Here is a 24,137-nt window from a genome sequence, read left to right on the forward strand (position 1 = left end):
GGGGGGGGGGGGGGGGGGCGGGGGGGGGGGGCGGTCACAACACCCCGCTCAGGTCCGCCGAGCGGTCACGAACCGTCGGTTCGGCCCGTTCCAGTCGACACTTCGTGACCGTCCGGCGGCGCGGGAGCGGGGAGTCGTGACCGGCTCGTGCGTGCGGCTTGCGCGCGTCCGGGGGTCGGCTCTCCCACACAGGAGGCCCGGCTCACCTCGTTCTCCACAGGTTGCGAGTGCGCGTGGTCGGCTCACGTGCCCCGCGACGACCATGACGGCATGTCAGCTCCCCGTCGCCTCCCTGCTCCGTTCGACCGCACCACCTTCCGCGTGGCCGATGCGGTCGGTCACGGCATCGATCCGGAACGGCTCCGACGCACCGACCTGGCAGCCCCGGTCCACGGTGTGCGTGCTCCTATCGACTCGGTGGACTTCATCGGCGCCGTCACCCTGGTCATGCGTCCCGACCAGTTCTTCAGCCACACGACGGCCGCCGCGATCTGGGGTGCGCCACTGCCGCAGTCGGTGCGCTCGGTCGGCCCGGTGCACGTCTCGACCGCGAGGGACGGGTGCCGGATGCGTCGGCCCGGCGTGGTCGCGCACCGGCTGGACCGGCCGAGGACCGTCGAACACCGCGGGTTCCCGGTCAGTGTCCCCGCGCAGATGTGGTTCGAGTGCGCCGGCGTGGTCGATCGGGACGCGCTGGTCGCGATCGGGGACCACCTCGTCGGACCAGCCGGGCTGGCGACGGCGGACGACCTCCGTGCGTCGATCCGCCCCGGCACACGCTTCGCGCTCGCTGCTCGGCGCGCGCTGGACCTCGTCCGGGCCGGGGTGGAGTCGCCGCAGGAGACCTGGCTCCGTCTGGCAGTGGTCGAAGCGGGGTTCCCCGAGCCGGAGCTGAACGTCGACGTGCACGATGGCGCGGGTCGGTTCCTCGGCCGCGTCGACATGGCGTGGTCGGAGTTCGGCATCGCGTTGGAGTACGACGGCGATCACCACCGCGAGCGCGACACCTTCCGACACGATCAGCGACGGGACAACGGGTTCGTGGTGAACGACTGGCTCGTGATCCACGCGACGGCGTCGGACGCACACCGACCCGCGGTGTTGTTCGAGCGACTCCGCCAGGCGTTCGAGGTCCGAGCGGTCGGAAGTCGTCGGCTGTCGGCGTGACGGCCGTGATCGCCACGCTGAAGATCTCGTCGCCGGGCGGTCACGACATGTCGACGGCCGCTCGCCGGCCGGTCACGAACTGTCGGTCAGCGGGCGCGCAGACGACAGATCGTGACCACTCGGCGGCGTCGGACGGAGTGTTGTGACCGCCCGGGACGCCGCGGACGGGACAGACGGGACACCCGGGACGCCGGGACACGGGACGCGACAGACGGGACACCCGGGACGCCGCGGGACGGGACACCCGGGACGCCGGGACACGGGACGCCCGCGGGCCGCGAGCGGCAGGGCCCCACGGCCCGCGCGGCTCAGGCGGAGAAGTCGCGGGGGAGCAGGGGGAGCCAGACGCGGAAGGTGGCGCCGCCGCCCTCGGTGTCGAAGACCTCGACCGAGCCGTTGTGCGCCGCGACGATGCCGGACACGATGGCGAGCCCGAGGCCCGAGCCGCCGGTGTCCCGCGCGCGGGAGGTGTCCGCACGCCAGAAGCGCTGGAAGATCTTCTCGCGCAGTTGCGGCGGGATGCCCTCACCGTGGTCGATCACGTCGAGGTGTGCCATGCCGCGCTCGTCGTCCACGCCGATGCCGATCTCGATCGGGTCGTCGTTCGCCGTGAACCGCATGGCGTTGCCCATCAGGTTCGTGACGATCTGGCGGATCTTGTTCTCCTCTGCCAGGACGATCGGCGGGCGCTTCGGCAGCACGACCGTGGGCAGCGGGGTGGTCTCGTCGGTCGGCGCGGCACCGGCGTCGATGTTCATGGCGCGGGTGCGACGGGCCCGGAGTCGGGCGATGGTCTGGCGCGAGAACGCGATCGGCCCGGTGGTGTTCGCCGAGGTGGGCGACACAGGCGGTGCTTCGCCGGAGTCCGGAGAGCCGATGGACGACGACGACGCCGACGGACGGACGGCCTGGGGCACGCTCTCGCCGGTCAGGGCGTCCTCGACGAGGACCTGGATCTCGCGGTCGGGGTTGGAGGCCATCGTGTCGAGCGCCGAGTCACGGGCGATGGCGACGAGGTCGACCGGGCCGAGCTCGAGCGGCTTCGACTCGTCGATGCGAGCGAGCTGCAGCAGGTCCTGCACGAGCAGGCCCATCCGCTGCGCTTCCTTCTCGATGCGCTCCATCGCCTGGGCGACGTCCTCTTCCTTGCGCAGGGCACCCATCCGGTACAGCTCGGCGTACCCGCGCAGGGACACCAGCGGCGTGCGGAGCTCGTGCGAGGCGTCCCCAACGAACCGGCGCATCTGGGCGATGGTGCGCTCGCGGTCCTCGAACGCGGAGTCGATCCGCTCGAGCATGACGTTGAGGGAGCGGTTGAGGCGGCCGACCTCGGTGTTCGGGGTGTCGGCCTCGAGGCGCTGGTTGAAGTCACCCGCGGCGAACCGGGCAGCGGTGTCCTCGACGTCGCGCAGCGGGTCGAAGGTCGCGGTGACCAGCAGCCGGGTGAGCATGGCGCCGAGCAGGATGACCGAGGCACCGAACCCGAGGAAGATCGCGGTGAACTTGCCGATCGTCTCGTCGGTGCCGGCACTGGAGACGGCGATGAGCACGTAGCCCGTCTCGGTGGTGCCGTCGGACTGGTTCTGCAGCGACGCCGGGATGATCTGGGCGCGCCACTCGTGGTTGTGCTGGCTGTCGTACAGCGAGATGCGCTGGTTCGACTGCGAGGCCTCGACCAGGGTGGCTTCACGGACGTCGGGTCGACTCGACGCCTTCGTCTGGCAGATCCGGTCACCGTCGGCGTCGTACGCGGCCACGTAGGCGCTCTGCGACACCACGACGGACAGCTTGCAGTACTGCTCGCCGTCACTGATGTTCTGACCCTCGAGCTGCTCGGTCGTCTGCTTGACCGTGTTGTCGAGCTGCTGCATGAGGTAGGTGGACAGCACCGTCATCGTGCCGAGTCCGGCGACGAGCAATCCGAGCGCGACGAGCAGCACCGTGATCCCGGTGATCTTGGTGCGCAGGGAGATCCCGTCCCACCAGTGGTTCATTCGCGTGTGCATGCTGCCCCAACGATAGACAGCGGCCGCCCGGTGAAACCGGACGACCGCCGTGAAGAGGTGATGGTGCTACGAAGCCTTGGACGCCTTCAGCATGTACCCGAAGCCGCGCTTGGTCTGGATGATCGGCTCGGCGGAGTACTGGTCGAGCTTGCGGCGCAGGTACGAGATGTAGCTCTCGACGATGCCGGCGTCGCCGTTGAAGTCGTACTCCCACACGTGGTCGAGGATCTGCGCCTTCGACAGCACGCGGTTCGGGTTGAGCATCAGGTAACGGAGCAGCTTGAACTCGGTGGGCGAGAGCTCGATCTGCGCGTCGCCGATCGTGACCTCGTGCGTGTCCTGGTCCATCGTGAGCTCGCCGGCGCGGATGATCGCGTCTTCCTCGTCGTTCATGGTGCGACGGAGGATGGCCTTGATGCGGGCGACGATCTCATCGAGCGAGAACGGCTTGGTGACGTAGTCGTCGCCGCCGACGGTGAGGCCGGTGATCTTGTCCTCGGTGTCGTCCTTCGCCGTGAGGAACAGGATCGGCGAGGTGTATCCCGAGGAACGCAGGCGCTTGGTCACGCCGAAGCCGTTCATGTCGGGCAGCATCACGTCGAGGATGATGAGGTCCGGCTCTTCTTCCAGCACGGCGGAGATCGCCTGTGCCCCGTTGCCCACCGCACGCACGGCGAAGCCGGCGAAGCGCAACGAGGTCGTCAGGAGGTCGCGGATGTTCGGCTCGTCGTCGACGATCAGGATCTTGGGGCCATCGCTCATGGTCCTATCTTCTGACTGTTCCCTCGGGGTTTCCTGGGAGCGGTTCGTACGTCAGCCCACGGGCGTCTGGACCTGGTCGGCATCCAGGATCGTGTACGAGTAGCCCTGCTCCGCCAGGAACCGTTGCCGGTTCTGCGCGAAGTCCTGGTCGACGGTGTCCCGGGCCACGAGCGTGTAGAACGACGCGGGCAGGCCGTCCTTGTTCGGGCGGAGGAGCCGGCCGAGCCGCTGCGCCTCTTCCTGCCGTGACCCGAACGAGCCGGAGACCTGGATGGCGACGGTCGCGTCGGGCAGGTCGATCGAGAAGTTCGCGACCTTCGAGACGACGAGCACGTCGACCTCGCCGGACCGGAACGCGTCGTACAGCCGCTCCCGTTCGTCGACCGGGGTCGCCCCCGTGATCTCCGCGGCGTCGAGCGACGCAGCCAGTTCGTCGAGCTGGTCGATGTACTGCCCGATCACCAGGATCTGCTCACCGCGGTGCTTCTCGATGAGTTCCCGCACGACCGGGGTCTTGGCCGGGGACGTCGCGGCGAGCCGGTAGCGCTCGTCGTCGCTCGACGCCGCGTACTCCAGGCGGTCCTGGTGCGGCAGGTCGATGCGGACCTCGTAGCAGGAGGCCGGCGAGATGTAGCCCTGCGCCTCGATCTCCTTCCACGGGGCGTCGTACCGCTTCGGCCCGATGAGCGAGAAGACGTCGCCCTCGCGGCCGTCCTCGCGCACGAGCGTCGCGGTGAGGCCCAGGCGACGGCGGGCCTGCAGGTCGGCGGTCAGCTTGAACACCGGCGCGGGCAGCAGGTGCACCTCGTCGTAGACGATGAGGCCCCAGTCGAGGGCGTCGAGGAGCGACAGGTGCGTGTACTCGCCCTTCCGGCGGGCGGTGAGGATCTGGTAGGTCGCGATCGTGACCGGCCGGATCTCCTTGACGCTGCCCGAGTACTCGCCGATGTCCTCCGGCGTCAGGGTCGTGCGCTTGAGGAGCTCGGTGCGCCACTGCCGCGCCGAGACGGTGTTCGTCACGAGGATGAGCGTGGTCGCCTTGACGGTCGCCATCGCGCCCGCGCCGACGAGCGTCTTGCCCGCACCACAGGGCAGCACGACGACGCCGGAGCCCTGGGCGAAGAACGTGTCGACGGCCTGCTCCTGGTACGGCCGCATGTGCCACTCGGCCGTGTCCAGGTCGATCGGGTGGGGTTGGCCAGGGGTGTAGCCCGCCAGGTCCTCCGCCGGCCAGCCGAGCTTCACGAGCTCCTGCTTGATCTGTCCCCGCGCCCACGGCTGCAGCTCGACCTCGGTCGAGGACCGCATGTCACCGAGCAGCGGCTTGATGCGCTTCGACCGGATGACCTCGGCCAGCACCGACGGGTCCTCGGCGGTGAGGAGCAGGAGCGGCAGCCGCTCGAGTTCCTCGGTGGGGGAGTTCGCGATCACGGGTGCGTCGGGTCGTTCCTCACGACGGATCACGAGCCGTCCGTAGCGCGAGACCGTGTCGCGGATGTCGACCGTGACGCTCTGCGGCACGGGGAACTTCGCGAAGCGTTCCAGGGTGTCGATCATCGCCTCGGCGTCGTGGCCCGCGGCGCGCGCGTTCCAGAGTCCGAGGCGGGTGATCCGGTAGGTGTGCACGTGCTCGGGAGCGCGTTCGAGCTCGGCGAAGGCCGCGAGCTCGTGGCGTGCGTCCTCGGCGTCGGGGTGCGCGACCTCGAGGAGCACGGTGCGGTCGCTCTGCACGATCAGCGGTCCGTTCATGACCTGCCAGCCTAGCCGTCGGCACCTGCGTGCGGGTGACTGCGCGGCTCAGGCGTCGCTCTCGACCGACACGACGAGCGACAGCGGCAGGGTCCGCTCGACGTCGACGGCCGTGTCCCGCCCGCGGACGCGTCCGGCCGCGACCGAGGTCGGCACGATCGAGAACGGCCGCTCCGAGCCGTCCGGCATCCGGACGGTCACACGGATCGGCGTGCGTCCGCGCACGGCCAGGTCGATCTGCCGACCGAGCCACTCCTGCTCCGGCTCCGCGTCGCCGCGCTGCGTCGTCAGGCGGAGCCGTTCGACGAGTGCGTGCGCCGACTGTTCCGGCGAGCGTCCGGTGGGGCTGCGCCGGCCGGGAGGCCCGTGGTGCGCCTCGGGGCGGGCTGCGGTCGTCAGGACGGCCGGGTAGCGCTGGTCCTCGAGCGCGGTGTGCACGACGTGCGGCGGGTAGCGCGTGGTCAGCGTCGTCAGGTCGGGCCGCTCCCACGCGAGCTGCCGGAGCTCGGCGTCCACCCCGACGAGGTCGAGCTGGTCGGCGGTGCCGCGGACCTCGGTCCCGACGCCACCCGGCCCCCGGTCGACGACGATGCTGCCGTCGCGTCCGGCCACCTGGTCGATCAGGTAGGCGAGGGGCTGCGGGATCCCGGTCGCCGACAGCCGTCCGAGCAGGGACAGCAGGTCGTCGCGGGAGTGTCCGGCCCGGAACGCCGCGCGCAGGGTGTCCTCGGAGATGCGGTAGCGCGCCGCGAGGCCCGGCGCCTCGAGCACGGCGACGGTACGCAGGGCGTCGTCGTCCACCGGCGCGAGCGGCCCCGGTGCGATGACGGTGAGGTCGTGCTGCAGGTAGACCCGCTCGACGGTGCCCGGCAGGTCGTCGGCGGCCTGCTCGGCGTCACCGTCGAGGAGCGCCCGACCGGTGCTCGTCACGATGCCGTCGACTGCCAGGCCGAGCGACGCCGCGGTGCCGGCGACGTCGAGCAGCAGGGCGTCGAGCCAGCGGGACCCCGCCGGGTACGCCCAGCGCCCGAGCGGCACGAGGTCGCGCAGGTCCCCGTCGGCCAGGTCGAGCACCTGGTGCACGGCGGGCGGGAGCGTGTCCGACCACGCGGCCACCAGCGACACCCAGCGCTCCGGCCACCCGGCGAGCAACCAGGCGTGCCCGGCGTCGGTGACGATCCAGCGTCCGGTGTCGGGGTCGGCGAACCCGATGCCGTCGAGCAGCGCCAGGCGACCCGCGACGAGTTCGGCGTCGGTGCCGATGCGCTCGGCGAGGGTGCGGGCGAGCGGCATGCCGATCCCGCCCTTGACGAGTTCGCGGACCGCGCCGGCGTCGACCGCCCGCAGCAGTTCGGCGAGCACGGTCATCGTCGCGAACGCCTGCTCCGCACCGGTGGTGCGCGCACGCTCGAGCGCCGCGGCGTCGAGGGCGGGAGCAGCGGGGCGGACCTGCTCCGGGCCTCCAGGCTGCTCGTCGAGCGAGGTGAGGTCGGGGTGGGCGGCCACGCGAGCGGCGACCGCGTCGTCGACTGCGCCGTCCTCGTCGGCGAGGCCGAGCTCGATCGCGGGGCCGAGCGCGTCGACGGCTCCGCCGTCACGCAGCGCGAGGATCGTCGCGCGCGGAAGGTGCTCGACGGCGGCGTCCACGGCGTCGTCGCTGCGGAGCGCCTCGGCGAGGTCGAAGAAGTCGGTGATGCGCTGCGGGCCGGTCTCGGCGAGTGCAGCGGTGGGGAGTCGCCTCGCCGCGACGAGGCGCTCGAGCGCATCGTCCGGCATCGCCCGGAGTCGGGCGGCGAGGTCGGCGGTGGTCGTCATCGTCCGGTGCCAGCGTCCGGGGCGGACGTCAGCGAGCCGTCCGGTTCGCTCGTGCGCGACGTGTCCAGGTGATGCCGAGGAGCGTGAAGACCAGCACCATGGCGATCGGGAAGCCGAAGAGCGGGATCGCCATGACCACCGGCCACGGCATCGCACCCTGGGCAGCAGGTGCGGTGAGCCACATGATGATCATCGCGACGAAGCAGAGCAAGCCGAGGATGATGATCCCACCGATCATGAACGCCAGAGCGCGTTCGGTACGATTGAACGTCACCGGGGGTTCTGCGGAGTCCTGCGGGTTCCCGGTTGATCGGGTCGGCTTGGCCATCGACCCAGGATATCCGACGCACCACGGCCGTACCACGACCTCGAGGAGTCCACGCATGCCCACCGGCAAGGTCAAGTTCTACGATGACGACAAGGGCTTCGGCTTCATCACCGGAGACGACGGCGACCAGGTGTTCCTGCACGCGTCCTCGCTGCCCGACGGCGTCGTGACCGTCAAGGCCGGCACGCGGCTGGAGTACGGCGTCGTCCAGGGCAAGAAGGGGTCGCAGGCGTTGTCCGTGCGGCTGCTCGAGCCCCAGCCGTCGCTGTCGCGGATGACCCGTCGCTCCGCGGACGACATGGCCGTGATCGTCGAGGACCTGGTGAAGGAACTCGACCGGATCAGCGGAGACCTCCGCCACGGCCGCTACCCGAAGAACGGCGATCGCATCGCCGCCATCCTGCGGCACGTCGCAGACCAGTTGGAGGCGTGACCCCATGACCGAGTCCGAGACAGCAGGGGCCGAGACGGCTCCCGACGCAGCGCCCATCGACGCAGCGCCCATCGACGCAGCGTTCATCGACGCAGCGCCCATCGACTACACCGACCTGGCGCGCGAGGCGTTGCTCGAGGTCACCCCGGAGTCGACCGTCGGTGCGCCCGTCGGCACCGTGGACGAAGGGGACGGCGTCGTGTCCGTCCTGTTCGCCAACCGGCTGCCCGGCTACCCCGGGTGGCGGTGGACCGTCAGCGTCGCCAAGGTCGGCGACGACGAACCGACCGTGCTCGAGGTCGAGCTGATGCCCGGGGACGGCTCGCTCGTCGCGCCCGAGTGGGTGCCGTGGTCCGAGCGACTGGCCGAGTACCGGGCTGCGCAGGAGCACGAGGGCGAGGACGGCGCCGAGGACGCGTCGGACGAGGACTCCGACGAGGACTCCGACGACGAGGACTACGACGACGAGTCCGATGACGACGAAGACGACGAGTCGGACGACGACGACGAGGACGACGACTACGACGACTCGGATGACGACGAGGACGACGACGAGTCGGACGACGACGATGACGATGACGACGAGTTCGACGCCGACGAGGACGACCTCGACGAATCGGGCGACGACGACATCGAGGGTGTGGACGTCGATGCGCTCGCCGATGTGAGCGACACCGACACCGACACCGACACCGATGCCGAGGACGAGGCCCCGCAACCGCCCCGTCGCCGCCGTGCCCGCCGCGTGCAGCCGTTCGAGCCCGACGCCGATCTCGAGGTCGACCAGCTCGACGCCGGCGAGGCCGACCCGGGCTTCCACCGCGCCTGACCCGGACCGACGAACGGGCCCGGCACCACCGATCCGGTGGTGCCGGGCCCGTCCTCGTTCCGGCGGGTGTCCCCGAGGTCAGCGCAGGGCGTCGATCGTGAAGTCGATCGCGCGCACGAGCTTCGCGACGTCGTCCGGGTCGATCGCGGTGAACGTCGCGACGCGCAGCTGGTTGCGGCCGAGCTTCCGGTACGGCTCGGTGTCGACGATGCCGTTCGCGCGCAGGGTCGCGGCTACGGCCTTGGCGTCGATCGAGTCGTCGAGGTCGATCGTGGCGACGACCTGGGAGCGAGCGGCGGGGTCGGTGACGAACGGGGTCGCCCAGTCGCTGGCCTCGGCCCAGTCGTAGATGGTCGACGACGAGGTCTTCGTGCGGAGGTCCGCCCACGCCAGGCCACCGGACTCGTTCATCCACCGCACCTGCTCGTCGAGGAGCAGCAGCGTGGAGATCGCCGGGGTGTTCAGGGTCTGGTTCAGGCGCGAGTTGTCGACGGCGTTCTTGAGCGACAGGAACTCCGGGATGTACCGGTCGGAGGCGGCGATCCGCTCGATCCGCTCGATCGCGGCGGGGGAGAGCAGCGCGAGCCACAGGCCGCCGTCCGAGGCGAAGTTCTTCTGCGGGGCGAAGTAGTAGACGTCGGTGGCGCTGACGTCGAACAGGGCGCCACCGGCGGCGCTGGTCGCGTCGACGACGGTGAGGGCGCCGGCGTCACCGGTCGCACGGACGACCGGGGCCATGACACCCGTCGAGGTCTCGTTGTGCGGGTAGGCGTAGACGTCCACGCCCTCGACCGATTCGAGTGCGGCGAGGGAGCCACCCGGTGCCTCGACGACGTGCGGAGCCTCGAGCCACGGGGCCGCTGCGGCCTTGGCGAACTTCGACCCGAACTCGCCGAAGGACAGGTTCTCGGCACGGCGCTCGATGAGGCCGAACGCGGCGGCGTCCCAGAACGCGGTCGAGCCGCCGTTGCCGAGGACGACCTCGTAGCCCTCGGGGATCTGGAACAGGTCGGCGAGGCCGGAGCGGACGCTGCCGACCAGGTCCTTCACGGGCTTCTGGCGGTGCGAGGTGCCGAGGATCGTGGCACCGCGCGTCACGAGGGACTCGAGCTGGGCGCCGCGGATCTTCGACGGACCGCAGCCGAAGCGACCGTCGGTGGGGAGGAGTTCGGCCGGGATGACGATGTCTGCCATGCACCGATCCTACCGACGACGATCCGCCTGCCCGAGCCCGTGTACCGGCCGGACGGGGAGGGTTCGACCCGCTCGTCCACCGCGTCGGATGACCCTTTCTCACGTGCACCCGGGCGCCGGTCGGTGTTCGTCGGTGCGAACAAGTAGTGTGGTCGGCGCTGGGCCCAGACATGAGAGGCGGACCGTGACCGATCTCGTCGACACCACGGAGATGTACCTTCGCACCATCCTCGACCTCGAGGAAGAGGCGATCGTGCCGCTGCGCGCGCGCATCTCCGAGCGCCTCGGACACTCGGGCCCGACGGTCTCGCAGACCATCGCCCGCATGGAGCGCGACGGCCTGGTCGTCGTCTCCGGTGACCGCCACCTGGAGCTCACCGACGAAGGTCGTTCCCGTGCCACCCACGTGATGCGCAAGCACCGTCTGGCCGAACGCCTGCTGGCCGACGTCATCGGACTCGACTGGGCCTTCGTGCACGACGAGGCCTGCCGGTGGGAGCACGTCATGAGCGAGCAGGTCGAGGTCCGCCTGCTCGAGATGCTCGGCAACCCGACGGAATCGCCCTACGGCAACCCGATCCCCGGACTGGCCGAGATCGGTGGCCCCGCGGCCGCCGGGTTCCTCGACGGCGTCCAGAACATCGTCGCCGCGACCGAGGGCACCGACGCCGTCACGACCGGGGTCGTCCGACGCCTGGGCGAGCCCGTGCAGTTCGAACCGGAGCTCCTGCACCAGCTCCGCACCGCCGGGGTCATGCCCGGGCGCATGGCGAGCGTGCAGCGTGCGGGCGCCTACGTCGCGGTCCGCGTCGAGGGCGAGGACTCGGGCATCGAGCTGCCCATCGAGGTCGCACAGCACGTCTACATCGAGCGGGACTGACCGTTCCTGGTCGTCCCTGAGAGTCTTTACCGTTTCGTTACCTCCGGGGCGTTTGGTCTCGACACGGTAACGACGCCTCCGTACACTCGTCCGAGTCGCCGCGCTGCCCCTGAGCCGGAGACCCGTGGCAGGACGTCTCGAACCCGTCTCCTGCCTCGATCGGAAACGATGACGAACGGATGGGGTTGCACACCGCCGGACACCCACGGCGGCGTGATGACGAGACGTTGGAGACCCACCTCTTGACGCAGACCGGTACCGCCGCGGACGACCAGACGCCCGCGAACCCGACGAACACCGAGAACGCCACCACCGCCCCGCTCACCCGGCGGGCCGTGCGCGAGACCGAGGGCCGCCCGGTCCGCAAGGTCGTGCCGGTGCGCTCCGCCCCGCTGCCCGGTGGTCGACGTGCCGCGCAGGCCGCCGCAGCCGCGAGCACCGCGAAGGCCAGCTCGTCGTCGCGCAAGCGCAAGTTCCTCGCGCCGGTCGTCCTCACCGTGGCCGCCGGCATGTTCGGCACGGTCGCGGTCGCCCCGGCCTTCGCCGCGACGACCTCGGCCAACTCGACCGCCGCCGCCGACGCCCAGCGTCAGGTCCGGGCCACGCAGAGCCAGGAGCTGTCGGTCTCCGACGCCGTGGCGCTCGCCGACACGAGCCGTGACGGCTTCGGCGCGACCTCCACCGCGACGCTCGACGCCGAGAAGGCCGCCAAGCAGGCCGCCGCCGACCAGGCCGCCGCAGCGAAGGAAGCCGCCGAGCAGGCCGAGCAGACCCAGTCCGCCCGTGCCGCGACGGCGAAGCAGTACTCCTCGTACACCGGACCGACGGCCGCCGAGTACGCGGCCAGCTCGTCCGCTGCCGACACCCCGTTCTCGCTGCCGGCCGTGGTCGCCACGGGCAAGCAGTACATCGGCACCCCCTACGTCTTCGGTGGCGCGGACCCGTCGGGCTTCGACTGCTCGGGCTTCATCATGTTCGTGTACGCCCAGTACGGCATCAACCTCGCGCACTCGGTGCCGCTGCAGGACCAGGCCGGCACCACGATCCCCGAGTCCGAGGCGCAGCCCGGTGACGTCGTCATCTTCAACAACGAGGCGCACGACGGCTTCTACATGGGGAACGGCATGATCATGGACGCCCCGAAGCCCGGTGGCACCGTGCAGATCCGCCCGATCTGGACCAGCGACTACCACATCGTCCGTTTCGGCATCTAGCGACCACTGCCCCTCCGGCGTGTGAACTTCACCGGAACCGGCCCGCGCACCCTCGTGCCGGGCCGGTTTCTGGGTTAACCTGACGCTGCACCGGTCCGCACCGGCGCGAACAGGAGACCCTCATGTCGATGTTCCGCACGACCCGCACCATGGGTCGGCGCGCGCGCGTCGACATATGGTCGAGCACAGCCTGCGTGCACGAGCACGCCCCTGCATGACGAGAGCACTGCCCATCCGGGTGGTGCTCTTCGTGGTTCCAGGGGTGTGAACAGGTCGTCCTCACCCGTTCGCGTCGTCGGTCCGACGCACCCGCAGCGCCTGGAAGCCGTCCAGGCACGTCGGAAGGGAACCCATGCGCACTCTCGTCCTCAACGCCGGTTACGAGCCCCTCGCGGTGATCTCGTTCCGACGAGCCCTCGTGCTGGTCATGAACCAGAAGGCCGCCATCGTCGCCGCCGACGTCGAACACCCGGTCACCGGGTCGACGTCGAGCTACGACCGTCCGTCCGTCATCATCCTCACCCGCTACGTGCGCATCCCGCACTCCAGGCTCGTGCCGGTGTCCCGTCGCGGTGTGCTGCGTCGGGACGGCAACCACTGTGCCTACTGCGGCCGCCACGCCACCACGATCGACCACGTGCAGCCGCGGTCGCGCGGTGGGCAGGACTCGTGGGAGAACCTCGTCGCCTGCTGCCTGGTCTGCAACAACACCAAGGGCGACCGCACCCCGCAGGAGATGGGGTGGCGCCTCCGGTTCCCGCCGAAGGTGCCGCACGGGTCCTCGTGGGTCGTGCGCGGCATCGAGCGTCCGCAGGCGGAGTGGGACGAGTACCTCGTGGCCGCGTAGCGGCCGCCGCCGCGTTCGTGTGCAGCAATGGTCGCGTCGATCAGGCCGACCCGACCGTTGCTGCACGCCATGTGACGGACAGGAGGCCCGTGGTGACGCCGCCACGGGCCTCCCGTCCGCCTGTCGGTGGCGCTGACTAGCGTCGCCGACATGGGCGAGACACCGCACATCGACGACGCGACCATCGACGACCTGCGCGCTCGGCTTCGTGCCACGCGCTGGCCGGACGCGCCCGCCGGGGTCGGCTGGTCGCTCGGCGTGGACCTCGACGTCCTGCGCCCGCTCGTCGAGTACTGGGCCGACGGGTTCGACTTCGACGCACACCGTGCCGAGCTCGCCGCGCTGCCCTCGCGCCGTGTCGTCGTCGACGGCATCGGCATCCACGTGCTGCACGCCCGCGCTCCGCGGCCCGACGCCCTGCCGGTCCTGCTCGCGCACGGCTGGCCGGACTCCGGCTGGCGGTACCGCAAGGTGCTGCCGATGCTCGTCGCCGCCGGGTACGACGTCGTCGTGCCGGACATGCCCGGCTACGGATTCTCGGATGCACCGCCGCAGGTGCTCGACGCCCGGCAGGTGGCCGGCATGTGGGCGACGCTGATGACGGACCTGGGGTACGAGCGGTTCGCGGTGTCCGGAGGCGACATCGGCACGCACGTCGCCCGCTACCTGGCACTCGACCACCCCGATCGGGTCGTCGCCGTGCACCGCATCGACGGTGGACTCGCCTGGCCGGGCCTCGATGCGTCGACGTTGTCCGCCGCCGAGCGGGAGTTCGTCGCCGCGACCGATCGGTGGCGCACCACCGAGGGCGCCTACGCGATGCTGCACCGCACGAAGCCGCAGACCGCCGCCATCGGGCTGAACGACTCGCCCGCGGGTCTCGCCGCCTGGATCCTCGAGAAGCTCCGGGCGTGGAGCGACTGCGACGGGGACCCGTGGTCGGTCTACACGCGCGACGAGGTGCTGGCGCTGCTCACCGAGTACTGGGCCACGGGCACGATCGGCTCGGCGATGCGGATGTACCACGCGAACGCGGCGATCCCGGCGGAGCAGCTGGAACGCCGGGTCGAGGTGCCGTCCGGGTTCTCGATCTTCCCCGGCGACATCGTGCGGGCGCCGCGCGAGTGGCTCGAGCGCACCACGAACCTCGTGTTCCACCACGAACTCGACCGCGGCGGGCACTTCGCGCCGTTCGAGCAGCCGGACCTGTTCGTCGACGAACTGCACGCGTTCCTGCAGGGCTTCCGCCGCTAGAGTGGACGAGCCAGCCTCTGTAGCTCAATGGAAGAGCAGTTCCGTCCTAAGGAAACGGTTGGGGGTTCGAGTCCCTCCAGGGGCACCAGCAGGTCGAAGGGGTTCGAATCCCTGTAGTGCTGTCCAGGGCACCAGCAGGACCCAGTGTCTCGGTGCCGCTCAGCATCTCGGTGCGGCCAGGTTGACGGCGTTCACGAGGTACGAGGTCCGGGTCGCGATCGTGAACTTCACGGCAGCGCTCACCCCGGTCGGATCGCTCGAGAACGCGTCGAGGTCGGACTCCGCGATCCCCGTGAGCGACGCGATGTTCGCGACCGTCAGCCCGGTGACCTGCGTGAGACTCTCGAGGATGCCGCGGACGCGGTCGTCGTCGGGCACGCTCCGGGCAGAGGCCAGCATCGCTGCGAGGACGGCGAGCCGCTGCGATTCGTCGGGAGTCAGCCCGGTCCCGAGGGTGGTCAGACCCTGGTGCTCGGTTCCTGGTCCGTCCAGGTACGCGGAGAGCTCGGACTCCGAGATCCCGGTCACCTGGGCGATCGCGTCGAGCGCGACGGAACGGTGCTCGATCAGCGCGCGGAGTTCCGCCCGGACGTCGAGGGCTTCGGCAGTCATCTGGTTCCCTTCCTGGTGTGACGGCGGGTCAGGTGGCAGGGCAGTTCTCCACAACCGTCGCCCCGGACGGTAGTCGGGCCCGCTGGCCCCGTACGATTGACCTCGTGTCCAAGGTCCTGAGCAGTCTCCCCGTCGGCGAACGAGTCGGCATCGCGTTCTCAGGGGGTCTCGACACCTCCTGCGCCGTTGCCTGGATGCGCGAGAAGGGAGCGATCCCCTGCACGTACACGGCCGACATCGGCCAGTACGACGAGCCGGACATCGACGCCGTCCCGAGCCGTGCCCACGAGTACGGCGCCGAGATCGCCCGACTGGTCGACGCGAAGAGCGCCCTGGTCGAAGAAGGCCTGGTCGCCCTGCAGACCGGTGCGTTCCACATCCGCTCCGGTGGCAAGACGTACTTCAACACGACGCCGCTCGGCCGCGCGGTGACGGGCACGATGCTCGTCCGCGCGATGAAGGAAGACGGCGTCGACATCTGGGGCGACGGCTCCACCTACAAGGGCAACGACATCGAGCGGTTCTACCGCTACGGCCTGATGGCCAACCCGCGTCTGCGCGTCTACAAGCCGTGGCTCGACTCCGAGTTCGTCGAGGAGCTCGGCGGCCGCAAGGAGATGAGCGAGTGGCTCGTCGCCCGCGGGTTCCCGTACCGCGACTCCACCGAGAAGGCGTACTCGACCGACGCGAACATCTGGGGCGCGACGCACGAGGCGAAGAGCCTCGAAGAGCTGTCGAGCGGCCTGGACATCGTCGAGCCGATCATGGGTGTCGCCGCGTGGCGTGACGACGTCGAGGTCGCGACCGAGATCGTCAGCGTCCGGTTCGAGGCCGGTCGCCCCGTCGCGATCAACGGCGTCGAGTACACGGACGCGGTGGCCCTGGTCTACGAAGCGAACGCCATCGGTGGCCGCCACGGCCTGGGTGCGTCCGACCAGATCGAGAACCGCATCATCGAAGCGAAGAGCCGTGGCATCTACGAGGCTCCGGGCATGGCGCTGCTGCACATCGCCTACGAGCGTCTGCTCAACGCGATCCACAACGAGGACACGGTCGCCTCGTACCACAACGAGGGTCGCCGCCTCGGTCGCCTGATGTACGAGGGCCGCTGGCTCGACCCGCAGTCCCTCATGCTCCGCGAGTCGCTGCAGCGCTGGGTGGCCTCCGCCGTCACCGGCGAGGTCACGCTGCGCCTGCGTCGCGGCGACGACTACACGATCCTCGACACCACGGGCCCCGCGCTGTCGTACCACCCGGACAAGCTGTCGATGGAGCGCGTCGGCGACGCCGCCTTCGGCCCGGACGACCGCATCGGCCAGCTCACCATGCGCAACCTCGACATCGCGGACTCCCGTTCGCGGCTCGAGCAGTACGCCGCCGCCGGCCTCATCGGTGGCGCGACGGCCGAGCTCGTCGGTGAGCTCGAGGCGGGCGAGGCCGAGGAGATCCTCGGCGGCGCGATCGTCGCCTCCGACGCCGAGGACGCGATGGGTCGTCGGACGGACCTCGCGTCCGAGGGCGCGGCCTTCGACTCCGGCACCGACTGATCGAGCGGATCCGCGCCCTGGGCGCGACCCACTGAGGACGGGAGGCCCGGTGCCAGCTGGCACCGGGCCTCCCGTCCGTCGTCGCGAAGGCTCAAGCCGCGGCGCTTCCGAGCAGCAGCTCGACCTGCTCGACGACCAGGTCGGGTCGGGTGATGAACGGATGGTGCCCGGTGGGGACGTCGACGCTCCGCGTCGCGCGTGCCGCGTGCGCTCGCTGGAGGCCGACGGTGGTGCTCCGGTCCTCGGTGCAGACCAGGTAGGTGGAGTCGACGCCCTGCCAGCCCGCGGCGGTCGTCGGCGTGACGAACGCGGCAGCGGACTGTGCGGTGACGCGGTCCCACGCAGCCCGCTGCACCTCGGGGACGGCGTCCTGCAGGAACCGCGCGCCGAACGACGAGGCGTCGTACCCGACCAGTGCCAGGGCTCCGTCCCCGGCATCACCGATCGCCACCGGGTCGGGCTCGTCCGACATGATCCCGGCCTGGGCCGATCCGACGTCGGGCAGGTAGGACGACGCGTGGACCACGTGCTCGACAGCATCGTGCTGACCGGCCTCGGCGACGACCGTGCCGCCGTACGAGTGCCCGACGACGATCGCTCCGTCGCTGCGGTCGAGCGCGGCCCGGAGCGCTGCCGCGTCCTCGGCGAGACCGCCTTCGGGGCGGCCGGACGGGCCCTCGCCGCAGGACGGCAGCGCCACCGATCGACTGCGGACACCGGCGCGTTCGAACAGCAGGTCGGCGGTGGGCTGCCACCACCAGTCGCCGTCGCGGACGAGCGCGCCGTGGACGAAGAGGATCTCCATGCGCCGACGCTACAGCGCACCCGCCGCGCCGGTCCGTCGCGTCCGTCAGCCGCGAAGCGCATCCGCCTCGACGGCGCTCCGGCGCGACCGTATCGTTGCAGTACCGGGTCAGTCATCAGGGACTCGTCGTCACGATGCTCCTCACGATCTGTGGGGTCTGGCACAGCGGGTCGACCCGGACGGATCCGGGATGCGCATCATCTCGACGAAGGGCTGGTCACCATGACCGCCACCATCCAGAACGCGTGGCACCGCCACGGGCTCCGTTCGCCCGAGGACCTCGCCGCCCTCGTCGCCGAACGCCTCGAAGGAACCGGCCACCAGCTCGTCAGCGTCAGCGAAGCGCGCTACGAGCCCACCTACGCGGACTTCCTCGGCGAGCAGCTCTGACCCCCAGCGGGCTGCCGCTCCGCCGTCGGTAGAGTCTGCGCATGCGCACAGCCCGAACCACGGCGGCGGCACTGGCGATCGTCGCGGCGGGACTGCTGACGCTCGTCGGTGTCCAGCCCGCGTCGGCCCACTCGGCCCTGACCAGCAGTACCCCGGCGGACGGGGCGGTCGTCACCGAACCGCTCGAATCCGTCGACCTGACCTTCTCGGAAGCGCCGCTCGCCGGCCTCGACGCCGGACTCCGGATCCAGGTGACGGACGCCTCCGGTGCCGACGTCGCCACGGGTGACGTGAGGGTCTCCGGGACGACCATGCGCCGCGCGGTCGACCTCGACCAGGGCAGCTACACGGTGCTCTGGCGGTACGTGTCGCCGGACGGCCACCCGATCGAGGGCACGCTCGCGTTCGAGTACCGGGCCGCAGCCCCGGCGTCGACCCCGAGCGCGAGTGCCACCCCGACCCCGACGGCGAGCACCGCTCCGACGCCGAGTGCCACCGCGACGGCCACCGGAGCCTCGGACGGTGCTCCGTCCTCGTCGCCGGGCATCGCGCCGGGCGTGTGGATCGGCCTCGGCGCCGGAGCCGTCCTGGTGGCCGGCGCGGTCGTCGTGCTGCTGCTGCGGCGCGGCCGCAGCACGTAGCGCGCGGGCGGCGCCGCGTCGCGCACTTCGTGAGCAGAAACGGTCGGGTCGCACGCGCGCACCCGACCGTTCCTGCTCACGAAGCGCACGCGGCGCACGGAACGCGACCACGCAACGGACGGGAGGCCCGGTGCCGGACCGGCACCGGGCCTCCCGTCCGCACGTGGTGCGTGACGCCGGGGGCGACGCGCCTCACGCCACAGGGGTGGCCTCCAGAGCGGCGTCGGCGCGTGCCGCGCTGCCCTCGGCCAGGCCTCGGGCGATGCGACCCCGCGTCGCCAGCCAGAGGACGACGGCGGCGACGAACACGATGCCCTCGGTGACGGTGAGTGCCCAGATGATCCCGGCGAGTCCGAACCACAGGTTGCCGGCGATCACGGTCGGGATGAACAGCACGCCCTGCGCCATCGACAGCACCATCGCGGGCATGACCATCCCGGTCGCCTGGAACAGCGAGGTGAGCAGTCCCGTGAACCCGTTGACGACGGCGGCGACGAGCTGTGCCGTCAGGATCGTCATGCCGATCGCGAGCACCGAGTGGTCACCGGAGAAGATCGTGAAGACCTGCTCGCGGAACACGAACACGGTGCCGGAGAAGACGAGCACGATGCCGCCGACGGTCAGGGCCGCGGCGTGCAGGCCGGAGCGGAGCCGATCGGCGTCGCCCGCTCCGAACGCGTAGGCGAGCAGCGGCAGCACGCCGATGGTCACGCCCATCACCAGGAACTCCGGCACCTGGGCGATGCGGACCGCGACGCCCATCGCTGCCAGCGGGTCGTCACCGTAGGCGGCGGCGAGGTTGTTGAGGACGAGTGTCGTGACGATGAGGAACGCGGACTGCAGCAGCTCGCCGACGCCGATGCCGAACACGGGCTTCAGGATGTCCGCACGCAGGGTGAACCACTTGGGCGCGAAGCTGACGTTCTCGCTGTTCCGCTGCAGCCACGTCACCCAGTAGGCGATCGAGACCACGTTGGCCAGGCCCACTGCGAGTGCGGCGCCGCCGACACCCCAGTGCAGCCCCAGGATGAACAGGACGTCGAACACCAGGTTGCCGACCGTGGACAGGACCAGGCCGATCATCGCCTGCCGCGCGGCACCTTCGGAGCGGACGATCTGCTCGAGCGCGAAGGACGCGGCGAGGACGGGGACGAACGCGAGCATCACGGCGACGTACTCGCTCGTGGCGGGGACCGCTGCCGCGTCGGCACCGAGGACGGCGACGAGCGGGCGGAGCAGCAGGAGTCCGACGACGCCGAGCACGGCGCCGGTCACCACGGCTCCCCACAGGGCGAACGAGGCGACGTGCTTGATGTCCCGCGCCTTGTCGGGGTCGTGTTCCGATGCTCCGAGCAACCGGGACATCAAGGCGCTGCCGCCGACGCCGAACACCCCGCCCACGGCCATCACCAGGCCGAGCAGCGGCGTGCCGAAGGTGATCGCGGCGAGCAAGGACGTGTCGTGCTGGGCGCCGATGAAGCCCGCGTTGATGACGTTGTACAGGGCGCTGACGACCATCGCGGCGGCCATCGGCACGCACAGGTGCACCAGGGCTCGGGCGATCGGGGCAGCGGAGAGGTACCAGCGGTTCGTCGCCGCAGCGGTGGTGGTGGTGGTGGAGGACATGACGGTTCCCTTCCGGGCATGACGGTGGGCGCGCCGACGGACGCCGGCACGGCAGGGGGGAGCACGCGACCGATGGGGTCGCGGGGTCGCGGGGTCGCGGGATCGCGAAGGCGCGGGATCGCGTGGTCGCGAGGGCGCGCCGGCGGATCCGGCCGGGAGGCGCGTGGTGCGTGGAGCGGGTCGGTGCGGCGGCGCGGGTGGTGCGCTGGTGCGGGTGGTGCGGGTGGTGCGGCTAGCGGGTCGGCGGCGCGAGTTCCGCGGTCACCTTCTGCAGCAGCCGCCGCAGGGTGGCGCGTTCGTCCGCGTCGAGCGGTGCGAGCAGGGAGTCGTCGAGGGCGACCATCGCGTCGGTGAACCCGGCGATGAGGTCGATGCCCGCCTGGGTGGCGTGCACCGTCTTCGTCCGCCCGTTCGTGGCGTCCGGTCGTCGTTCGATCAGGCCACGCCGCTCGAGTCCCTGCAGGAGACTCGAGACGCTGGCCGCGCTGGTCCGGGTGGCCTCGGCGATGTCCCGCTGGATGGCGCCGGGGTGTTCCTGCAGGTACCCGAGCACGAAGGACTGCTCGTGGGTGAGGTCGCGCTCACGGACCCACTCCTCGGCGCCCTTGCGCTGTGCCCATCCGATCCACCGCATGAGCTGGAGCGGTGTCGTGAAGTCCGGTGCCTGCATGATCAGGACTCTAACTGTTAGGCATCGAACTGTCAACGAACCCAGCCCGACTCGTGACCCCAGAACGGGGGTGTCGAGTCCTGCCCGGACCCTGATACGTTCCACAGCAAGCGGCCTCACCAGCCGCCTCCGGCCCGTTCGACGGGCCCCACATCCCCTGGCTCACCACCGGGGGCGGATCAGCGGCGGAGACCCCGTCGGAGGAGGGGGCATCGTGCCACACCACGGATCACCCACCGCGATCCCGGCGCGACGAGTTCGTCGCGCCTGACCAGGACGGGCGCCGGCGGGTACCGGCGTCCGCCTCACCGGGTCCGCGACGCGTTCGGGTCGTCGCGGATCCCCGGGGCGGTGGTGATCGGGTCACCGCCGCCCCGGACCTCCCGGTCGACCCGATCGACGTCTTCGGGAACCCGCCGGTCCACGGAGCCGGATCGGCGTGATACTGGGGTGGTGCGTGAACTCCAAGCCGCCATCGCAGCGGACCTCAACGTCCAGCCGACCATCGACCCGGAGCAGGAGGTCGCCCGTCGTGTCGGGTTCCTGCGCGACTACCTGCTGACGACCGGGGCGAAGGGGTACCTCCTCGCCATCAGCGGCGGGCAGGACTCCACCCTGGCCGGCCGCCTGACCCAGCTCGCGGTCGAGTCGCTCCGAGCCGAGGGGCAGCCGGCCGAGTTCACGACCGTCCGCATGCCCTACCGGGTGCAGGCCGACGAGGACGACGCCCAGCTCGCCCTGCAGTTCATCGCTGCCGACCCGGGCGTCACCGTGAACATCGAGCACGGGGTCGACGGGGTCATGGAGGACACCGCGGCCTCGGGTGTCGAGCTGAGCGACTTCGTGAAGGGCAACGTCAAGGCGCGCATGCGGATGGTCGCCCAGTACGCGATCGCCGGGCAGCGCGGCCTGCTGGTGGTCGGCACGGACCACGCGGCCGAGGCCGTCACGGGCTTCTTCACCAAGTACGGCGACGGCGGCGTCGACCTCACCCCGCTCACCGGGCTGTCGAAGAGCCAGGGACGGCAGCTGCTCGAGCACCTCGGCGCACCGGCTCGCCTGTACGAGAAGGCGCCCACCGCCGACCTGCTCGACGAGCTGCCCGGGCAGACCGATGAGGCGAACCTCGGACTCACCTACGCCGAGATCGACGCCTACCTGCAGGGCCACGACGTGCCGGTCGAGGTCGCCGAGGCGATCGAGTCGCGCTACCGCGCGACGGAGCACAAGCGCCAGGTGCCGGCGACGCCCTTCGACGAGTGGTGGCGTGCGGGCGCGTAGGCGCTGACGCAACCCCGGACGGGAGGCGCGGTGCAGGTGATCCTGCACCGCGCCTCCCGTCTGTTGTCCCCAACCCTTCCCTCCGCGCTCCTGCTGTCCGCGTGCGCTCCTAGGATGGGAGCCAACGGAACAACAGATGCGGAATCCAGGCTGGTGCCTGGTCCTCAAGGGGGAGTCATGGAAGTCCTGTTCGCGCTCGGAGCCGTCCCGCTGATCATCGTGGGGATCATCGTCCTCGCCGTGATCGCGCTGATCTACGCCAAGGTCGTGTACCGCAACGCCGGTGCCGACGAAGCGCTCATCATCACGGGCAAGCGCTCCCGCAAGGTCAAGAACGCCGACGGCACCGAGACCGTCGAGTCCGGCATCAAGGTCGTGCTCGGCGCCGGCGTGCTCGTCCGCCCCTTCTTCGAGAAGGTCGCGAAGCTGTCGCTCAGCTCGCGTGCGATCGACATCAACGTCAACGCGCAGGACTCCCGCGGTGTCACCATCGACGTCGAGGCCGTCGCGCTCGTCAAGGTCGGCGAGACCGACGCCTCGATCCGGGCGGCCGCACAGCGGTTCCTCGGGCAGGAGAAGAAGATCGACGACTTCGCGCGCGAGGTCCTGTCCGGTTCGCTCCGCGCCTCGATCGGTGCGACCGACGTGTCGACCATCATCCGCAAGCGCGATCAGCTCACCGTCGCTGTGCTCGACGTCGCCAAGGACGCGCTGCACAGCCAGGGGCTCGACGTCGACTCGTTCGAGATCAAGGGCATCTCGGACCGCAACGAGTACATCAGCGACCTCGGCCGTGCCGAGCGTGCACGCGTGCGACTCGAGGCCGAGAACGCCGAGGCCCAGGCCGACCGTGAAGCGCGAGAAGCCCGCGCGACCGCAGACCAGGCGATCGCCGAGGCCGAGAACACCCTGGCCATCCGCCGTGCCGCGCTGCAGCTCGACGCCGACCGTGCTTCCGCCGAAGCCGCTGCCGCCGGCCCGCTCGCCCAGGCGCGCGCGTCCCAGGGTGTCGTCGAGCAGGAGCAGATCACCGCGCAGAAGCGTGCCGAGCTGCGCCGTGCCGAGCTCGAGTCCGAGGTCTCCGCCGTCGCCGAGGCCCAGGCGCGCAAGACCCGCGTCGAGGCCGAAGCCGCCGCCGGGGCCCAGGTCGAGACCGCACGCGCCCAGGCCGAGGCCCGTCGGATCTCCGCGGAGGCCGTCGCGGCCGAGGCGAAGGCCGAGGCGGACGCCCGCAAGCTCGCTGCCGACGCGTCACGCGCCGAGGGTGAAGCCGCCGCCGACGCGATCCGTGCGAAGGGTCAGGCCGAGGCCGATGCGACCAAGGCGCAGGCCGACGCGCTCGCGCAGCACTCCGAGGCCGTCCTGCGGGTCAAGGCGATCGAGACGCTGCCGAGCATCGCCCGCGAGCTCGCGGCGCCGATGAGCAACATCGACACGCTCACCGTGGTGTCCTCCGAGGGTGCCGGTGCCCTGTCGAAGAGCGTCGTCAGTCAGTTCAGCGAGGTCGACGCGTTGCTCGGTGCCACCGCCGGGTTCACCCTGAGCGACATCGTGAAGAGCACCACGACGGGACAGGCGGCTGCCCGTGCGGTCGTTCGCGAGCAGTCGGTGCCACAGGTCGAGCCGGCCGAGTAACCGAGCGGGTGCCTGCAGCGGGCGCGACGGGGGATCAGCCCTCGTCGTGCCCGTTCTCGTTCTGCGGGTCGCGCTGCTGCGTGCCGGCGTCCTCACGCTCGTCCGCGAGCCGCTGCTGCCACACGACACTGCGTGCCGCACCCTCGAGCACGTCGTCGACGCTGCGACCGCTCTGGGCGGCGAGGGCACCGCTGAGTCCGGCGGTCAGGGTGCCGCCTGCCGCGGCGAGTCGCTCGACGACCTCCTCCTGCCGCGGGGTCAGGGGTTCGTCGACCAGTTCGTCGATCGTGTCGCGGATGTTCTGCTCGCTCGCGTCCAGTGCCGCCTCATCGCCGGACTGCAGGGCTGCTGCCTCTCCGACGACGACGAGACCGAGGCGCGCGGCGTCGTCTTCGGGACGCGGGGTGCGGTGCTCATCAGTCATGCGGTGGACCGTACGCTCCGGTGCGCTG

23 protein-coding genes and 1 tRNA gene are annotated in these 24,137 nt (G+C 70.8%); 13 read left to right on the plus strand and 11 right to left on the minus strand.

Translation table 11 applies throughout. From position 1 onward, the window contains the following. Window positions 1-270: 270 nt before the first annotated feature. On the plus strand, window positions 271-1,167 hold the full coding sequence (locus tag DEJ00_RS16265; protein ID WP_111058071.1) for a hypothetical protein: 897 nt from the start codon (window positions 271-273) through the stop codon (window positions 1,165-1,167). Window positions 1,168-1,475: 308 nt separating this feature from the next. Here DEJ00_RS16265 and DEJ00_RS16270 read toward each other — a convergent pair whose 3' ends face one another. The 5 genes from DEJ00_RS16270 to DEJ00_RS16290 all read right to left on the minus strand — a co-directional run bounded on the left by DEJ00_RS16270 (window position 1,476) and on the right by DEJ00_RS16290 (window position 7,827). Then, window positions 1,476-3,173: a cell wall metabolism sensor histidine kinase WalK gene (locus DEJ00_RS16270; protein WP_111058072.1), complete on the minus strand. Its 1,698-nt coding sequence runs from the start codon at window positions 3,171-3,173 to the stop codon at window positions 1,476-1,478. Between the two features lie 66 nt (window positions 3,174-3,239). Beyond that, window positions 3,240-3,935 carry a response regulator transcription factor gene (locus tag DEJ00_RS16275; protein ID WP_017888045.1) on the minus strand — a complete coding sequence of 232 codons (696 nt, stop codon included), beginning with the start codon at window positions 3,933-3,935 and terminating at the stop codon, window positions 3,240-3,242. Window positions 3,936-3,986: 51 nt separating this feature from the next. Next, window positions 3,987-5,684, minus strand: a complete 1,698-nt coding sequence (locus DEJ00_RS16280) for a DNA repair helicase XPB (RefSeq protein ID WP_027466594.1) — start codon at window positions 5,682-5,684, stop codon at window positions 3,987-3,989. A 48-nt stretch (window positions 5,685-5,732) separates the two neighbouring features. Continuing rightward, entirely contained in the window at window positions 5,733-7,499 is a 1,767-nt protein-coding gene (locus DEJ00_RS16285) for a helicase-associated domain-containing protein (protein ID WP_071244037.1), read from the minus strand. A gap of 28 nt (window positions 7,500-7,527) precedes the next feature. Next, window positions 7,528-7,827 (minus strand): hypothetical protein, encoded by a 300-nt coding sequence (locus DEJ00_RS16290; protein WP_071244038.1) that lies wholly within the window; start codon window positions 7,825-7,827, stop codon window positions 7,528-7,530. Window positions 7,828-7,882: 55 nt separating this feature from the next. On the opposite strand from DEJ00_RS16290, the gene DEJ00_RS16295 reads away from it, so the two are divergent. After that, window positions 7,883-8,260 (plus strand): cold-shock protein, encoded by a 378-nt coding sequence (locus DEJ00_RS16295; protein WP_017888041.1) that lies wholly within the window; start codon window positions 7,883-7,885, stop codon window positions 8,258-8,260. Between the two features lie 4 nt (window positions 8,261-8,264). Next, complete coding sequence (locus tag DEJ00_RS16300; protein ID WP_111058073.1) at window positions 8,265-9,089, plus strand: DUF3027 domain-containing protein; 825 nt, start codon at window positions 8,265-8,267, stop codon at window positions 9,087-9,089. 78 nt (window positions 9,090-9,167) lie between these two features. Here the strand turns inward: DEJ00_RS16300 and serC are convergent, their stop codons facing one another. After that, a complete protein-coding gene (serC, locus tag DEJ00_RS16305) occupies window positions 9,168-10,283 on the minus strand; it encodes a phosphoserine transaminase (protein ID WP_111058074.1) in 1,116 nt (371 codons plus the stop codon). Between the two features lie 184 nt (window positions 10,284-10,467). Here serC and DEJ00_RS16310 point away from each other — a divergent pair, with 184 nt between their 5' ends. The 5 genes from DEJ00_RS16310 (at window position 10,468) to DEJ00_RS16330 (ending at window position 14,566) form a co-directional block, all read left to right on the plus strand. Then, the gene (locus DEJ00_RS16310) at window positions 10,468-11,163 is read left to right on the plus strand and encodes a metal-dependent transcriptional regulator (protein WP_027466592.1); all 696 of its coding nucleotides are present in this window, start codon (window positions 10,468-10,470) and stop codon (window positions 11,161-11,163) included. A 242-nt stretch (window positions 11,164-11,405) separates the two neighbouring features. Then, on the plus strand, window positions 11,406-12,377 hold the full coding sequence (locus DEJ00_RS18915; RefSeq protein WP_181440216.1) for a C40 family peptidase: 972 nt from the start codon (window positions 11,406-11,408) through the stop codon (window positions 12,375-12,377). 352 nt (window positions 12,378-12,729) lie between these two features. Further along, on the plus strand, window positions 12,730-13,224 hold the full coding sequence (locus DEJ00_RS16320) for an HNH endonuclease (RefSeq protein ID WP_111058076.1): 495 nt from the start codon (window positions 12,730-12,732) through the stop codon (window positions 13,222-13,224). A gap of 150 nt (window positions 13,225-13,374) precedes the next feature. Further along, window positions 13,375-14,478 (plus strand): epoxide hydrolase family protein, encoded by a 1,104-nt coding sequence (locus tag DEJ00_RS16325; RefSeq protein ID WP_111058077.1) that lies wholly within the window; start codon window positions 13,375-13,377, stop codon window positions 14,476-14,478. Window positions 14,479-14,491: 13 nt separating this feature from the next. After that, a tRNA-Arg gene (locus DEJ00_RS16330) sits at window positions 14,492-14,566 on the plus strand. A gap of 71 nt (window positions 14,567-14,637) precedes the next feature. Here the strand turns inward: DEJ00_RS16330 and DEJ00_RS16335 are convergent. Continuing rightward, window positions 14,638-15,090, minus strand: a complete 453-nt coding sequence (locus DEJ00_RS16335; protein WP_111058078.1) for an HTH domain-containing protein — start codon at window positions 15,088-15,090, stop codon at window positions 14,638-14,640. Between the two features lie 104 nt (window positions 15,091-15,194). On the opposite strand from DEJ00_RS16335, the gene argG reads away from it, so the two are divergent. Next, the gene (gene argG / locus DEJ00_RS16340) at window positions 15,195-16,637 is read left to right on the plus strand and encodes an argininosuccinate synthase (protein WP_042540079.1); all 1,443 of its coding nucleotides are present in this window, start codon (window positions 15,195-15,197) and stop codon (window positions 16,635-16,637) included. 91 nt (window positions 16,638-16,728) lie between these two features. Here the strand turns inward: argG and DEJ00_RS16345 are convergent, their stop codons facing one another. Further along, window positions 16,729-17,442: an alpha/beta hydrolase gene (locus DEJ00_RS16345; RefSeq protein ID WP_111058079.1), complete on the minus strand. Its 714-nt coding sequence runs from the start codon at window positions 17,440-17,442 to the stop codon at window positions 16,729-16,731. 222 nt (window positions 17,443-17,664) lie between these two features. On the opposite strand from DEJ00_RS16345, the gene DEJ00_RS18645 reads away from it, so the two are divergent. Together DEJ00_RS18645 and DEJ00_RS16350 are read left to right on the plus strand one after the other, a co-directional pair. Beyond that, complete coding sequence (locus tag DEJ00_RS18645) at window positions 17,665-17,832, plus strand: hypothetical protein (RefSeq protein ID WP_155896891.1); 168 nt, start codon at window positions 17,665-17,667, stop codon at window positions 17,830-17,832. A gap of 41 nt (window positions 17,833-17,873) precedes the next feature. Further along, window positions 17,874-18,473 carry a copper resistance CopC family protein gene (locus DEJ00_RS16350; protein WP_111058080.1) on the plus strand — a complete coding sequence of 200 codons (600 nt, stop codon included), beginning with the start codon at window positions 17,874-17,876 and terminating at the stop codon, window positions 18,471-18,473. 192 nt (window positions 18,474-18,665) lie between these two features. Here DEJ00_RS16350 and DEJ00_RS16355 read toward each other — a convergent pair whose 3' ends face one another. Then, a complete protein-coding gene (locus tag DEJ00_RS16355; RefSeq protein ID WP_111058081.1) occupies window positions 18,666-20,099 on the minus strand; it encodes an MATE family efflux transporter in 1,434 nt (477 codons plus the stop codon). A gap of 232 nt (window positions 20,100-20,331) precedes the next feature. Then, entirely contained in the window at window positions 20,332-20,769 is a 438-nt protein-coding gene (locus DEJ00_RS16360; protein ID WP_027466582.1) for a MarR family winged helix-turn-helix transcriptional regulator, read from the minus strand. Between the two features lie 453 nt (window positions 20,770-21,222). Between DEJ00_RS16360 and nadE the strand changes: the two genes are divergently transcribed. Both nadE and DEJ00_RS16370 read left to right on the plus strand, forming a co-directional pair. Next, a complete protein-coding gene (nadE, locus tag DEJ00_RS16365) occupies window positions 21,223-22,050 on the plus strand; it encodes an ammonia-dependent NAD(+) synthetase (RefSeq protein WP_111058111.1) in 828 nt (275 codons plus the stop codon). A 177-nt stretch (window positions 22,051-22,227) separates the two neighbouring features. After that, entirely contained in the window at window positions 22,228-23,685 is a 1,458-nt protein-coding gene (locus DEJ00_RS16370; protein ID WP_071244079.1) for an SPFH domain-containing protein, read from the plus strand. A 34-nt stretch (window positions 23,686-23,719) separates the two neighbouring features. Here the strand turns inward: DEJ00_RS16370 and DEJ00_RS16375 are convergent, their stop codons facing one another. Then, window positions 23,720-24,109, minus strand: a complete 390-nt coding sequence (locus tag DEJ00_RS16375) for a hypothetical protein (protein WP_027466580.1) — start codon at window positions 24,107-24,109, stop codon at window positions 23,720-23,722. Window positions 24,110-24,137 lie beyond the last annotated feature (28 nt).

This window comes from Curtobacterium sp. MCLR17_039, from assembly GCF_003234745.1.
In the GTDB taxonomy this organism is placed as follows: Bacteria; Actinomycetota; Actinomycetes; order Actinomycetales; family Microbacteriaceae; genus Curtobacterium; species Curtobacterium flaccumfaciens.

Coding starts and splice junctions, on each gene's coding strand:
- DEJ00_RS18645 (WP_155896891.1), top strand. CDS start 17,665: ATGACCGCCACCATCCAGAACGCGTGGCACCGCCACGGGCTCCGTTCG.
- DEJ00_RS16335 (WP_111058078.1), bottom strand. CDS start 15,090: ATGACTGCCGAAGCCCTCGACGTCCGGGCGGAACTCCGCGCGCTGATC.
- DEJ00_RS16275 (WP_017888045.1), bottom strand. CDS start 3,935: ATGAGCGATGGCCCCAAGATCCTGATCGTCGACGACGAGCCGAACATC.
- DEJ00_RS16370 (WP_071244079.1), top strand. CDS start 22,228: ATGGAAGTCCTGTTCGCGCTCGGAGCCGTCCCGCTGATCATCGTGGGG.
- DEJ00_RS16295 (WP_017888041.1), top strand. CDS start 7,883: ATGCCCACCGGCAAGGTCAAGTTCTACGATGACGACAAGGGCTTCGGC.
- DEJ00_RS16355 (WP_111058081.1), bottom strand. CDS start 20,099: ATGTCCTCCACCACCACCACCACCGCTGCGGCGACGAACCGCTGGTAC.
- DEJ00_RS16270 (WP_111058072.1), bottom strand. CDS start 3,173: ATGCACACGCGAATGAACCACTGGTGGGACGGGATCTCCCTGCGCACC.
- DEJ00_RS16360 (WP_027466582.1), bottom strand. CDS start 20,769: ATGCAGGCACCGGACTTCACGACACCGCTCCAGCTCATGCGGTGGATC.
- DEJ00_RS16325 (WP_111058077.1), top strand. CDS start 13,375: ATGGGCGAGACACCGCACATCGACGACGCGACCATCGACGACCTGCGC.
- DEJ00_RS16290 (WP_071244038.1), bottom strand. CDS start 7,827: ATGGCCAAGCCGACCCGATCAACCGGGAACCCGCAGGACTCCGCAGAA.
- DEJ00_RS16285 (WP_071244037.1), bottom strand. CDS start 7,499: ATGACGACCACCGCCGACCTCGCCGCCCGACTCCGGGCGATGCCGGAC.
- DEJ00_RS16320 (WP_111058076.1), top strand. CDS start 12,730: ATGCGCACTCTCGTCCTCAACGCCGGTTACGAGCCCCTCGCGGTGATC.
- DEJ00_RS16375 (WP_027466580.1), bottom strand. CDS start 24,109: ATGACTGATGAGCACCGCACCCCGCGTCCCGAAGACGACGCCGCGCGC.
- DEJ00_RS16300 (WP_111058073.1), top strand. CDS start 8,265: ATGACCGAGTCCGAGACAGCAGGGGCCGAGACGGCTCCCGACGCAGCG.
- DEJ00_RS16265 (WP_111058071.1), top strand. CDS start 271: ATGTCAGCTCCCCGTCGCCTCCCTGCTCCGTTCGACCGCACCACCTTC.
- DEJ00_RS16280 (WP_027466594.1), bottom strand. CDS start 5,684: ATGAACGGACCGCTGATCGTGCAGAGCGACCGCACCGTGCTCCTCGAG.
- DEJ00_RS16350 (WP_111058080.1), top strand. CDS start 17,874: ATGCGCACAGCCCGAACCACGGCGGCGGCACTGGCGATCGTCGCGGCG.
- DEJ00_RS16345 (WP_111058079.1), bottom strand. CDS start 17,442: ATGGAGATCCTCTTCGTCCACGGCGCGCTCGTCCGCGACGGCGACTGG.
- serC (WP_111058074.1), bottom strand. CDS start 10,283: ATGGCAGACATCGTCATCCCGGCCGAACTCCTCCCCACCGACGGTCGC.